At 45.3% G+C, this 12,145-nt stretch carries 12 protein-coding genes; 8 read left to right on the plus strand and 4 right to left on the minus strand.

Annotated elements, in window-relative coordinates; all coding sequences use genetic code 11:
- The first annotated feature begins 2 nt into the window (after positions 1-2).
- Positions 3-452 (plus strand): hypothetical protein, encoded by a 450-nt coding sequence (locus tag F0220_RS04470; protein ID WP_105602168.1) that lies wholly within the window; start codon positions 3-5, stop codon positions 450-452.
- The gene (locus tag F0220_RS04475) at positions 449-895 is read left to right on the plus strand and encodes a hypothetical protein (protein ID WP_105602169.1); all 447 of its coding nucleotides are present in this window, start codon (positions 449-451) and stop codon (positions 893-895) included. The genes F0220_RS04470 and F0220_RS04475 overlap by 4 nt, the downstream gene beginning before the upstream one ends.
- A gap of 96 nt (positions 896-991) precedes the next feature.
- Here the strand turns inward: F0220_RS04475 and F0220_RS04480 are convergent, their stop codons facing one another.
- Positions 992-1,396: a CBS domain-containing protein gene (locus tag F0220_RS04480; RefSeq protein WP_074093601.1), complete on the minus strand. Its 405-nt coding sequence runs from the start codon at positions 1,394-1,396 to the stop codon at positions 992-994.
- A 177-nt stretch (positions 1,397-1,573) separates the two neighbouring features.
- Here F0220_RS04480 and F0220_RS04485 point away from each other — a divergent pair, with 177 nt between their 5' ends.
- The gene (locus F0220_RS04485) at positions 1,574-3,682 is read left to right on the plus strand and encodes a penicillin-binding protein PBP4(5) (RefSeq protein WP_105602171.1); all 2,109 of its coding nucleotides are present in this window, start codon (positions 1,574-1,576) and stop codon (positions 3,680-3,682) included.
- A gap of 95 nt (positions 3,683-3,777) precedes the next feature.
- On the opposite strand, the gene F0220_RS04490 is transcribed toward F0220_RS04485, so the two are convergent.
- Positions 3,778-4,266, minus strand: coding sequence for an SRPBCC domain-containing protein (locus F0220_RS04490; RefSeq protein WP_105602172.1), 489 nt, complete (start codon positions 4,264-4,266; stop codon positions 3,778-3,780).
- Positions 4,267-4,303: 37 nt separating this feature from the next.
- A complete protein-coding gene (locus F0220_RS04495) occupies positions 4,304-5,059 on the minus strand; it encodes a class I SAM-dependent methyltransferase (RefSeq protein WP_105602192.1) in 756 nt (251 codons plus the stop codon).
- A 282-nt stretch (positions 5,060-5,341) separates the two neighbouring features.
- On the opposite strand from F0220_RS04495, the gene F0220_RS04500 reads away from it, so the two are divergent.
- From F0220_RS04500 to F0220_RS04520, 5 genes are all read left to right on the plus strand, one after another.
- Positions 5,342-5,758, plus strand: coding sequence for a VOC family protein (locus tag F0220_RS04500; RefSeq protein WP_105602193.1), 417 nt, complete (start codon positions 5,342-5,344; stop codon positions 5,756-5,758).
- A 583-nt stretch (positions 5,759-6,341) separates the two neighbouring features.
- Positions 6,342-7,463, plus strand: a complete 1,122-nt coding sequence (locus F0220_RS04505) for an FxLYD domain-containing protein (protein ID WP_146117119.1) — start codon at positions 6,342-6,344, stop codon at positions 7,461-7,463.
- 14 nt (positions 7,464-7,477) lie between these two features.
- On the plus strand, positions 7,478-8,626 hold the full coding sequence (locus tag F0220_RS04510) for a S1C family serine protease (RefSeq protein WP_105602176.1): 1,149 nt from the start codon (positions 7,478-7,480) through the stop codon (positions 8,624-8,626).
- A gap of 125 nt (positions 8,627-8,751) precedes the next feature.
- Positions 8,752-9,351: a TetR/AcrR family transcriptional regulator gene (locus F0220_RS04515; RefSeq protein ID WP_091019814.1), complete on the plus strand. Its 600-nt coding sequence runs from the start codon at positions 8,752-8,754 to the stop codon at positions 9,349-9,351.
- A gap of 32 nt (positions 9,352-9,383) precedes the next feature.
- Positions 9,384-10,604, plus strand: a complete 1,221-nt coding sequence (locus F0220_RS04520) for an MFS transporter (protein WP_091019627.1) — start codon at positions 9,384-9,386, stop codon at positions 10,602-10,604.
- Between the two features lie 99 nt (positions 10,605-10,703).
- Here F0220_RS04520 and F0220_RS04525 read toward each other — a convergent pair whose 3' ends face one another.
- Entirely contained in the window at positions 10,704-12,113 is a 1,410-nt protein-coding gene (locus tag F0220_RS04525; protein ID WP_074093605.1) for a glycoside hydrolase family 1 protein, read from the minus strand.
- Positions 12,114-12,145 lie beyond the last annotated feature (32 nt).

The following is a 12,145-nucleotide window of genomic DNA, read 5'->3' on the forward strand; positions in this document are numbered from 1 at the left end:
CGATGTTATCCAATAGAGTGATTGATCATTGCAAGGAGCAAGGCTGGTGGCATGAAGATGTCCCAGCAGCTTACGAAGAAGCATTACGGAAGCTTGAGATTGATTTTCAGTCGGATTTTGCACAATTTTATCTACATGCAGAGGATGGACCGACTTTTTATAGCAGGCATCAGGAGTTGTATCAGATCTGTTGGTTTATGGAGAACACCGTATATATGGAAGATGTGAATGTAGCACAGCTCACATTGGGACTCCCTGAGGCATATATTCCACTAGATAGTTTTGAAGGTGAAGGTGGATTTTTCTACAATCGTCAGACAGGAGAAGTGGTGCTGGTGGAACTGGGCGAGTCCATTGAACGGTTTCTTAATGGCGAAAGTAAGCCGCAGTGGTCTGATTTCAATGCTTTTTTGGAATGGTATTTCGTCCTGGAGGAGGAGACGGTGCAATGAAAGAGCTGACACCGGAACATGCCGAACTGGAGCGACAGATTATTGAGACCGTAGAAGCCGGTAATGTACTGGACGAGACGCAGCAGCATGAACAGGCCCTCGTCTATTATGATCAGGCATGGGGCATGTTGCCCGAGCCGAAGATGGGATGGGAGATCGCAAGCTGGATCGCATCCTGTCATGCGAATGCACATATCGATCTGAAGCAATATGAACTGGCAAAGCCGTGGGCTGAGATATCGTTACATACGCGGAGTACGGATAGAAATACGAGTCCATTGGTCGATCTCGGCATGATCTGCTTGAGACTTGAACAGCATGACGATGCGTATATGTATCTGCACCAGGCGTATGAGTTTGGCAGAGAGCGTGCATTTCAGGGAAGCCCTAGGGACGTGTTGAGTTATTACATTGAAGAGCGGGCTAAACGCAAAGTAGAGTGATTCCGACCATACCATGAAACAAAAAGGGTACCCCGGTTTGGCCAAAATATGACCACTGGAGTACCCTTTCGATTATTACGGGATGTTTTACTTCATCTAATCCGAAATGTTACGCGTATAGTATTCAATAATATCCTTACGACGGATAATACCGAGGAAGACACGATCGACATCCACCACGGGCACAAAATTTTGGTCAGCTGCAAGTGTCAGCATATCCTCCATTTCAGCCTCAATGAATACACATTCATTATATACCCGATTGTTAATCTCATGGACTTGAACCTGATCCATCGTATCAAAAGTCAATCCGGGTGTATTTCGCATTTTCCATAACAAATCGCCTTCGGACAGGGTAGCAACATATTTTCCATCCTGGTCAATCACGGGAATGGCGGTGTAGTGGTGCGATTCCAATTGCTCAATAGCATCTTTCATGGAAGCGGTAGACTTGATATAGGCCACTTCGGCTTTGGGGAGTAAAAAATAGCTGATTTCCATCATCGGGCTCCTTTTCAGCCTTTTGCATAGCAAAAAAGCTTTAGTATGTAATCTCACTATCCTTATTTAAACATATTATGTGAGCTTTCGGCTATTTTTAATGATAAATTCGTCAGATTTGTTTCATTGTTTAAATGGCGCTGGAAATCTATAGTGTATATTAGAGGTGATGTAACCATGAAATCCAAACGTAAATTAATGTACGGACTGCTACCCATCTTGTTTGCAGGTGGAATCGGAATGTATCTATACATGCAGAATAACAAAGAAGCAGAAGCCAAGCCCCAGACTACCGTGAATCAGTACATAGAGCATCTGCAAAAAAAAGAGTTTGATCAGCTGTATACCTTGATGACACCTGCTTCGGTGCAAGAGTCGGGCATGAACAAGGAACAATTTGTTGAAAAATACAATGCGATCTATTCGGGCATGGAAGTATCCACCGTCAAGGCGGAGGTTAAGCCAGTGGATGTTGCCGAAACGGCGGCCGATGACAGTAAGACCGATGCAGAGAAACAAAACCCGGATACGTATGAGGTGGATTACAACCTGCAACTGACAACTTTTTTGGGAGAAGTCAGTGAGACGCATACATTGAAACTGGTTCGGCAGGAGCTTGAGGATGGGGGCAAAAACTGGCAAATTAACTGGCAGCCATCGTTGATCCTGAATGACATGGTAAAGGGCAGTAAGGTGCGAGTGAGGACACTGTTCCCGGATCGTGGAGACATTGTAGATCGTGATGGCTTGCCACTGGCTACCAAGGGCACGATGAACGAATGGGGCATTGTACCTGAGAAACTTGGTGATAACCCGGACGAGATGATTACACGAATCGCAAGTCATTATCAGGTTTCGGAAGATGCCATTCAAAAGGCGCTTGCGCAGACATGGGTGAAGCCGGAGTACTTTGTCCCGATTGGTTCAACGGAGGAGTTTGACGTGCCAGAATCTTTAAGCGGGGTTACGATGCAGAGTAAGGAAATCCGTTATTATCCACTCGGTGATGCGGCTGCGCACCTGATTGGTTACGTGCGCAAAGCCACCAAAGAAGATCTGGATAAGGATACAGAAGGCTATTATCGCGCAGAGGATTGGATTGGCAAAGCGGGTTTAGAGCAGTCCATGGAGAAACAACTGCGTGGTGAACGTGGTGGTTTGATTGAAATTACGGATGAGTCCGGTAACTCCCGTTCTGAGCTTATTCGCAAGGATGCTGTAGATGGACAGAATGTTCAACTGACGATTAGCTCCAAACAACAGAAGAAATTGTATCAGACATTGTCCAGTGGTGGAGACGCCGGTGCGATGGTTCTGATGAATCCGACGGACGGCAACTTGCTGGCGTTGGTGAGCGCACCTTCCTATAACCCGAACAAGATGGTTACAGGACTTACACAGGCAGAGTGGGATGCTTATTCGGCGAATGAGAAGCTTCCTTTTATCAACAGAGTCACTACCCGGTATGCACCAGGATCAACCTTCAAAGCGATTACAGCCGCAGCGGGACTGATGGAGAAGGTGACTACAGCGGACAAAACACATGATATCTCTGGCTTGCAATGGCGTAAAGACGATAGCTGGGGCGGTTATTATGTCAAGCGTGTGAAGAGTTTATCTCCAGTAGATATGGTCGATGCACTAGTGTACTCGGACAATATTTACTTTGCCATGGAAGCGATCGAGATGGGCAGCGCCAAGTTTATTGATGGGATCCAGAAGTTTGGTTTTGGTGATAACTTTGGACTGGATGAACTGTATCTGAAGCCAAGCCAATATGCCAATGAAGCACATCTGGATCTGTCTTCCGAGGTATTACTCGCTGATACGTCCTACGGGCAAGGGGAGATGTTAATGTCCCCGATACATCTGGCATCGTCATTTACACCTTTTATTAATGAAGGGAAGCTGGTGAAACCTGTTCTAATCGAGGGAAAAGAAAGCACTGACCCTGAGGTAATCATTACTCCGGAAGCCGCAAATACGGTTAAGGATGCTTTGGGAGAAGTTGTTTCCCGGCAGGGAGGTACGGCCCACACCTTGAATTCAATTCCTGGAGGACTCGCGGGCAAGACAGGAACAGCGGAACTGAAAGCGAAGAAGGGAGAGAAGGGTCAAGAAAATGGATTTTTCGTAGTATTTGATACCGACTCTCCGACCTTCCTGTTATCCGCTGTGATTGAAGAGGTGAACGGTCGGGGAGGCAGCCACTATGTCGTGGATAAGTTGAAGCCTTTCTTGGAGAAGCTCGAGATGCCAGACGGGGAAAACATTGCAGAAGAATAAAGTGTGTGAAGAACGTAGAGAGAAGTTATAAATAAAAAAACACCGGTAACGGTGTTTTTTTTATTTGCAGTTATACCAAGGGTATACGAAATGGATTATATCTTTGTTAAGTATTCGGTTAATTGATTGAGTGTTCCGGTAAACCCCGCTTGTACCATCTCTTTTGCAGCCTCGAAAGTTTGAAGTTCTTCCTCCGTTGGAGATGCGGGAGCAACAGTCAGTGTAATGGCTGTTTCCCCTTCCTCTTCGCTGAACGTTAGAGTATTTAGAGTGTTCATCGGCCAACTTTGGTCAAAGGGTGCACGTACAATGTGACCTTTCTCGTCAGAAAAGAAACTGGTGTATATAATTTTCTCTGATGCAATAATCTCACTGTATACGAATTTGACCCACATGGTGTCACCGTCAGCAGGTTTCTGGCTGTAATGAAAGACACCGCCCGAACGAAAATCTGATTCAGCAACATTTAACGACCAACCTTTTGGGCCCCACCAGTTCTGCAGATGTTCTGAGTCGGTAAATGCTTTAAACACAAGTTCGCGTGGAGCATTGAAGCGATAAGAGATTTCAACTGGACTAGACATTGTGTTTCCTCCAATAGTTTTAAGATAAGGTTAGCCATTATTTTCTTGCAGTAATCATGAAGCGTGCCGAGTTGGTACGAATGCCCTTCTCTTCGTAATGTTCTCTCACAAACTTCTGGAATCGTTCAACGTCCGTTTCTACCTTTCCGAAATCAGGAATAATGGGGGCATGGGTTAGGAGAAACATCAAGTCTTCGGGTGTAGCGTAATGCTCCACCACATTATATTCACGGACCTGAATGTCATGGAAACCTGCTATTTGAAGTTCATGCTTGTATCGTTCCATCAATGTGCCGGGTTGAATGCCAAGGCTCTGTCCACGTCCAAAAGCTTCTGAAAGGTTGGATTTATCATGTTCGCTGACCTGCTGGGTTAGAAATATCCCACCCTGAGCAAGAACTCTAAATACTTCTGAAGCAGAGAAGCTGGAGTGTCTGGAGGATACCACGTTAAAGAAGGAATCTGGAAATGTTATGTTCTCTGCGTCCATATGCAGGAAGCGTACGTTGGGGTGAACTCCTGCAGCTAAGAGATTATTTTGTGCAGTTTCAATCATTCCTTGAGCGAGATCAATTCCCACCAATAACAAGGCTTCTTCTGCAATGGATAGAACAGCTTCTCCACCGCCTGTTCCAATATCGAGTAACAGATCGGACGATCGCGTATGGCGAACAACTTCCTCATAGAAATTCCATCCGATCTTCTCCGAGACAACGTTCATGGAGCTGAAGTTCCAGCCATTCGTCCGGCCTACGCGTTCATAAAAGTCAGCATAATCTATGTTGTTTTTCATTTTCATTTTCATTTCCTCCAATGTGAGTTTGTTTGAACAGGACAAGAGAGTTGTGCATATCGTTCTATTGTAAATGGTCGAATGGGATCAAATGGACAGACGTGTCCCTTGATAGCTGGTACGCGTTTTGACCCAGCCCGACAACTATGTACTTCGAACAATACGGAGCAACATCCGTGTCACCTCACAAGTTGGAATGTCTTCATTATATTCAATTGACAGCGTATTCGCGAGGTGTTATTTTGAGGTGGAATGTATTCTATGAGTTCGAGGTGATCGATGGTGGCTATTCGTGCTAAGCAGATTTTTGTCAATTTACCTGTCCAAGATTTGAAGAAATCCGTTGAGTTTTTTACCAAGGTGGGATTTGAGTTTGACGCCAATTTTACGGACGAGTCTGCTACTTGTATGATCATCGGGGAAAATATTTACGCCATGCTTCTGGTGGAGGAACGTTTCCAATCCTTCATCTCGAAAAAAATCTCCAATGCTGCCGATACAACCGAAGTCATCGTTGCCCTGTCTGTAGATAGCCGAGAGCAGGTAGATGTAATTGTACAAGCTGCCCTCGATGCAGGCGCGAAACCATACAACGAACCGCAGGATCACGGATTCATGTATGGATGGAGTTTTCAAGATCTGGATGATCACCTCTGGGAAGTCTCCTATATGGACCTAAGTGCTTTTCCTTCGGCGTGACAAAATGAAAATAAGTAGAACCTTCCTAGTATAATAGGAAGGTTTTTTTGCATCTTTTCTGCATCCATTAATTATCGGGAGTATGCATTCACACATCCCCATGTACATGGACATGAATAGGATAACCCGAGCTTTTTAAAAAGGGACGACAGTCAGCCAAGGCATCCGTTGGACAGGGCGGTAACGCATTTGCGACCAATGCCAACGAATTGGGCAACATCCGGGTGCGCGCAGGACAGCAGGACTGAACAGGAGGAGATACCGCGTGTCGGTATCTCCTTTATGCTTTATGGAAACACGCACCGAATTTATCCGGATAACATATGGTGTATTCTACCTTTTTGCTATATGATAAGTGTCGATTCATGTTGACGTTTTGTATCGAAAGATGCTATAAGCTCATGTACTAGAAAGTTAGAAGGTAAGTATACATACGTTTCTTTTTGATGGAGGGATTAGGATGTATTGTCACATATGTGGGACCAAAAGTAGTCCTGGGGATAGTACGTGTAGAACGTGTAACACAAAACTGAAAGATGCAAGCTCCACAGAGGAACAGATCTGGGCGGAAACAGCAGTGGGTTTGGAAAAAAGAACAGGGGAAACAGCCGAATTATTATCCCGGCAGCAACAGCCTGCACTCAGACAGGGCAACACCAGTCAAGGCCGCGCATTTAGTTGGATCATTCCACTGTTACTGGCAGCCGTGATGGGGACTTTACTAACGTTCTACTACAAGCAGGAGATGGGTATTAATGCGGAGGTGAAGTCTCTGCATCAACAGGCGGAACAAGCTGCACTAGAGGGGAAATATAAAGAGGCTCTTCAACTGCTAGACACCGCTCTAGTGAAACGACCAAACTATGATGCACTTATACAGGATCGTCAAATTACGGCGAAAGCGTTCAATCTGATGAATCAGTTGAATGAGGCTGCCACAAGTCTGAAAACAGGAAAACTCTCAGAAGGAGACAAATCCATTCAGACAGTAGCGAAAGTACTGAAAGAGCGAGAAGAGCCTGTTTTCACCAAAGTGCGTGCCACATTAAGTAATAGAAAGGTTACGCTGGCTGTGCTGAAGGTGAAGAAAGAAATCGATAGTTTGACGACAGTAGAGGCACTGGCTGAGAAGCTGGATACGATATCGAATCTGAAGGGTAAGGAAGCCGAAGCAGTAGAGAAGCAAATTGTTGATAAGCTGGCAGGGATTAGCTATAAGCAGGCTGAGCAGCAAGTCAAGACAAAGGATTTTACAGCGGCATTGCAAACGGTCGATCAAGGGCTGTCTTATGCGCCGGAGGATGACAAACTGACAGCGTATCGTGATCGGGTGCTAAGTGAGAAGAAGAATTTCGAGAAAGCGGAAGCCGAACGAATTCAACTTGCCGAACAGCAGGCAGCAGAAGAAGATCTGAAGAATCGAACGTCGGCAGTGAGCATTGTGAATGTCGAAGCAACGCTTGATATGTATGGTGACCTGTATATTAGCGGTTCAATCATTAACAATGCAACTCGGCCGATCTCTTCCGTCACCGTCATGGTCGATATTTATGGTACAGACGGTACTTATTTGGGCCAAACCTATGTGGATGTGTATCCAAGCTGGATTGAAGTGGGTGAAGAAGGATTTTTTGAGACGTATTATTATGGTGTATACCAAGAAGCAGAAGTATCTGTTGTGAATGCAACGTGGTATCTGGAATAGGAGGACAGGTCGGAATGGGCAAACGAATATGGAGCACCATTATATCCAGTGCAATCATTATAGGAGCCGGAGCAGGAGGCGTGTTCTGGATTCACAGTTATACAGCAGATCAGTTGCAGGCTGAACCGAGATTGGCAGTTGTTAATGCGAAAGAAACAGAAAACGCAGCATCCAAACCGTCCTCCAAGACAGCCGTGAAGAAAACACGTAAACAGATTATTGAAGAGAGTCAGAAGAAAGTGGTTACGATCGAGAGCAGCAGCGGGCTAGGCTCCGGTTTTCTCTATAATGATCAGGGAGATGTTGTAACCAATGCTCATGTGGTAGAAGGTTCGGAGGAAGTGACGATACGTACTCTGAATCATGAGGAATACAAAGGAACCGTAATTGGAATCGGGGAAGAAACAGATATTGCTGTTGTTCGAGTACCTGATCTGAAAAAGTTGAAACCGCTGGCTATCGCCAAATCTAAAGCCGAGACTGGAGATGAAATCCTAGCTCTTGGGAGCCCGCTGGGATTAGAGAACACGGTAACTACAGGCATTATCAGCGGTGTTGGACGCAGCTTCGAAATTGCGCCTTACATTTACAGCAATCTGTATCAGATCTCGGCGCCGATTACCCATGGCAACAGTGGCGGACCACTAATCAACGCAGAGACGGGCGAAGTACTTGGTATTAACTCAGCCGTTGTGGAGCAGGAGGGTGGAATTGGGTTCAGTATCCCTATCACCAGCGTGCTGAAGCAGGTGCAAGCCTGGTCCAAGAAGCCATCCAGCACAACGGCGGTTCAGACGGCTGGTGGTAATGGATCGGGATCGCTCTCAGCTTCTGCGAAAGCAGAAGGGGTGGTGACCGAGTTTTACAACAGTCTGAATCTAAGTGACTATGTTACAGCTTATGCTTTGCTTGGTAGTGAATGGCAGAGCGGCACAAGTTATGCCAAATTTCGTGAGGGTTACCTCAATACCAGTTATGTGACGATTGGAGAGGTCTCTTCTATAGACAAGGGCAATGATGGGATGGAAGTGACAGCAGTGATTACAGCCGATGAACGCAGGGACGGCGAATATGTAACGACGAAGTATAGGGTTACATATCAGGTTGCTTCTGAGAATGGTCAATTGAAAATATTGCAGGGTAAAGGTAAGAAAATAACATAAAATAAATCATCAAAGGAGAGTTGGCTGATGTGCCACTCTCCTTTTTTATTGCTTATATTGGATGCATCTGTTAAAATACAGAACGAATGTTCAGTATGGATGGGACGGAGTGAAATGGAATGAATATGAATAAAAAGCAACTTCAAACCGAGCAGACCAAGAAGAAACTTGCGGATGCTTCCAAAGCCCTTTTTGTACAAAAAGGTTATAAAGCAACATCCATTGAGGATATTGTAGCTGCGACGGGCAGCAGCAAAGGCAATATATATTACCATTTTAAAAGTAAGGAAGGTCTGTTCCTCTATCTAATCGATGAATGGGACCGAGAGTGGGAAGAGAGCTGGGCGGCCAAAGAACATCTCTATCACACCTCCACGGAGAAGATTTATGGTTTGGCGGAGCAATTAGTTCTGGACGATATGAATCACCCCCTGACGAAGGCGGCTGATGAGTTCTTCACAGGGGAAAAGAAAGAAAATGATATTGAGGAGCGGATCTCCTTAATGTTTGAGCGGCATATTCAATTTAATAAACAAATGATAGAGCAAGGCATTGAGAGTGGTGAGTTCAAAGCAGACAATGTAGATAATCTCGCACTGATATTGGAAAGTACCATTATTGGTCTTAGTCAGATGTCACGGGGGATGGAGCCTGATCAGGCTCTTGCGTTATACCGCCAGGCCGCCAGTGTATTCTTACATGGGATTGCAAAGGATAAAGCTTAAGCAACATTTTGACAACTACGGAGGATGGAATCATGGCATTACTTACACGGAACAGGGGCGCACTGCTGCTGTTAATGTTTAATATTTTTCTTGTTTTTACGGGTATTGGTCTGGTTGTGCCGATCATGCCTGCGTATATGGATCTACTGCAAATCACCGGATTCACGGTTGGATTGCTGGTAGCGGCATTCTCCTTCACCCAGTTTCTGTTCTCCCCGCTTGCGGGTCGATGGTCGGATACATGGGGACGTAAAAAAATTATCGTTGGCGGCATGCTGATCTTTGCCGTATCGGAGTTTATGTTTGGTGCGGTCAATGCACCAGTCTTGCTCTTCGCGGCCCGGATGCTTGGTGGTATTGGTGCGGCGATGATCTTCCCGGCGGTTATGGCTTACACCGCAGATATTACAACAGAGGAAGAACGCGGCAAAGGTATGGGATTGATTAATGCAGCCATTACAACCGGATTTATCATCGGACCGGGAATTGGTGGATACATTGCTGACTTTGGCATTCGAATTCCGTTCTACGCCGCAGGGGTTGCCGGGTTGCTGGCATCGATTATCACGTTGATTATTTTGCCTGAATCCACGCGAAGCACAGGAGAGCAAACTAAACCTGTAGCTGGCGCAGAGAAGGTCAAAGCTCCGGGTATGGTATCCCAATTGCTCAATTCATATCGTGAACCGTACTTTTTCAGCTTGATTATCGTGTTTGTTATGGCATTTGGTCTGGCTAACTATGAGACGGTATTTTCACTATTTGTGGATCACAAATTTGGCTTCACGACCAAAGACATTGCATTTATCATTACATTTGGTTCCATCGCGGGTGCGGTTGTGCAAGTATCCCTGATCGGTTGGTTGCTCAATCGGTTTGGTGAAAAGATGGTCATTTCAGTCTGTCTGTTATTTGTAGCCGTATTTGTACTGTTGACCTTGTTTGTAAGTACGTACTGGATGATTCTTGTCGTAACGTTTATCGTGTTCCTGGGCATGGACATTTTACGTCCGGCGATCAGTACACAGATGTCCAAACTGGCACAGGAACAACAGGGCTTTGTGGCCGGATTGAACTCGGCTTACACGAGTTTGGGAAATATCGCAGGCCCGATCGTAGCTGGAGCACTATTCGATGTGAATATTAACTATCCTTATGTTTCGGCAGCAGCAGTTTTGGCGATCTGTTTCCTGTTATCCCTACGGGTACTCAGAGGGGCCAAAGCGGTAAAACAACCGAAGGCTGAAATGTAATTTTATAATTGGAAATGAAGTACATTAACAAAAAAAACAGTCGATCACACATAACGTGTGGTCGACTGTTTTTTATTATGATATTAAAGGAGTACGGTATTAACGAATTTCTCCATTCGTTTCAATTAGTTTTTGATACCAGTGGAAACTCTGTTTGCGGATACGTCTCAATTCCTTGATATCGAATTCCTCACGATCCACATAGATGAATCCATAACGTTTGCTCGACCCTTGATGTGTGCTGACCAGATCGATCGCAGACCAAGGGCAGAAGCCAAATACATCCACGCCGTCCGTAATTGCCAGTTGAATCTGTTCGATATGTTTATTGAAAAATTCAATACGATATGGATCGTTAACCACGTCGCCTTCCTCCAGTTTATCAAATGCACCCAGACCGTTTTCCGTAACAATCAATGGCAGATGATAACGGGAGTAGATCTGACGCAGGGTAGAGCGGAAGCCCACCGGATCAATTTCCCAACCAAACTCCGTTTTTTGCAGATTGGGATTCACAGATCCTCTATATGCGCCTGGTTCACCCACAATTTCATGCTGGTCTCCTGTATGAGAGAAGTCATTACCATCGTTCAGACTTTCACCAACCGTCTGGGAAGTGTAATAGTTAAACGCAATAAAGTCAGGATTTCCTTGCGCCAGGATGTCCATATCTCCGTCTTCAATGACAGGCGTATATCCTTTCTCTTCGAGATAACTCCAGGCAATATGATTATAACGTCCATATACCGCCATATCGAGATAGAGCCAGTTACGAATGGCAGCATAGTTATCAGCCGCGAGTGTGTCTTCTGGTTTGGAGCTCGCCGGGTAAATTACACCGATATTAGGGGCTGGACCAATTTTGGCTTCAGGCAGCATTTCATGACATAGCACCATGGCTTTAGCTTGAGCAACCAGCATGTGGTGATTTTGCTGATACAGTGTTTTTTGCGGATCAACAAGTGTTGTATCCAGTGTACCCAGAGAGCCGGGATGCAGGATCAACATATTTTGTTCGTTGATGGTCAGCCAATATTTAACCCGATCTCCGTAGTTCTCATAGAGGGTCTTGGCATATTGTTCAAAAGCATCAATCGTTGCACGGTTGGACCAGCCACCTTTTTCTTCAAGCGCGTAAGGAAGATCGAAGTGATACATCGTCACTATGGGTTCAATACCGTATTTAATTAACTCATTAATGAGAGAATCGTAAAAGGCGAGTCCCTTCGGATTCACTTCACCCGCTCCTTGCGGATAGATGCGTGTCCATGCGATCGAGAAACGGTATGCTTTGAAGCCCATTTCGGCCAGCAACGCCACATCTTCTTTGTACATATGATAGTGATCACTGGTTACCTTGAAGTCGGTTACACCTTCCACATGGTTGCCCATGTCGATGACAGAAGGACCTTTGCCATCTTCATTCCAGGCTCCCTCAATCTGATAGGCAGAGGTTGAACCTCCCCAGAAGAAATCTTTAGGAAATGGTTTAAGTTGAGTATGTTTCATGGTTAGTTCCTCCTAAGTTGAATTCATATAAT

Source organism: Paenibacillus sp. 37 (assembly GCF_008386395.1).
Classification (GTDB): Bacteria; Bacillota; Bacilli; order Paenibacillales; family Paenibacillaceae; genus Paenibacillus; species Paenibacillus amylolyticus_B.

What these genes read in the sequence shown, in the direction of transcription:
- F0220_RS04470 (WP_105602168.1), top strand. Translation starts at nt 3, where the DNA reads ATGTTATCCAATAGAGTGATTGATCATTGCAAGGAGCAAGGCTGGTGG.
- F0220_RS04475 (WP_105602169.1), top strand. Translation starts at nt 449, where the DNA reads ATGAAAGAGCTGACACCGGAACATGCCGAACTGGAGCGACAGATTATT.
- F0220_RS04480 (WP_074093601.1), bottom strand. Translation starts at nt 1,396, where the DNA reads ATGGAAATCAGCTATTTTTTACTCCCCAAAGCCGAAGTGGCCTATATC.
- F0220_RS04485 (WP_105602171.1), top strand. Translation starts at nt 1,574, where the DNA reads ATGAAATCCAAACGTAAATTAATGTACGGACTGCTACCCATCTTGTTT.
- F0220_RS04490 (WP_105602172.1), bottom strand. Translation starts at nt 4,266, where the DNA reads ATGTCTAGTCCAGTTGAAATCTCTTATCGCTTCAATGCTCCACGCGAA.
- F0220_RS04495 (WP_105602192.1), bottom strand. Translation starts at nt 5,059, where the DNA reads ATGAAAAACAACATAGATTATGCTGACTTTTATGAACGCGTAGGCCGG.
- F0220_RS04510 (WP_105602176.1), top strand. Translation starts at nt 7,478, where the DNA reads ATGGGCAAACGAATATGGAGCACCATTATATCCAGTGCAATCATTATA.
- F0220_RS04515 (WP_091019814.1), top strand. Translation starts at nt 8,752, where the DNA reads ATGAATAAAAAGCAACTTCAAACCGAGCAGACCAAGAAGAAACTTGCG.
- F0220_RS04520 (WP_091019627.1), top strand. Translation starts at nt 9,384, where the DNA reads ATGGCATTACTTACACGGAACAGGGGCGCACTGCTGCTGTTAATGTTT.
- F0220_RS04525 (WP_074093605.1), bottom strand. Translation starts at nt 12,113, where the DNA reads ATGAAACATACTCAACTTAAACCATTTCCTAAAGATTTCTTCTGGGGA.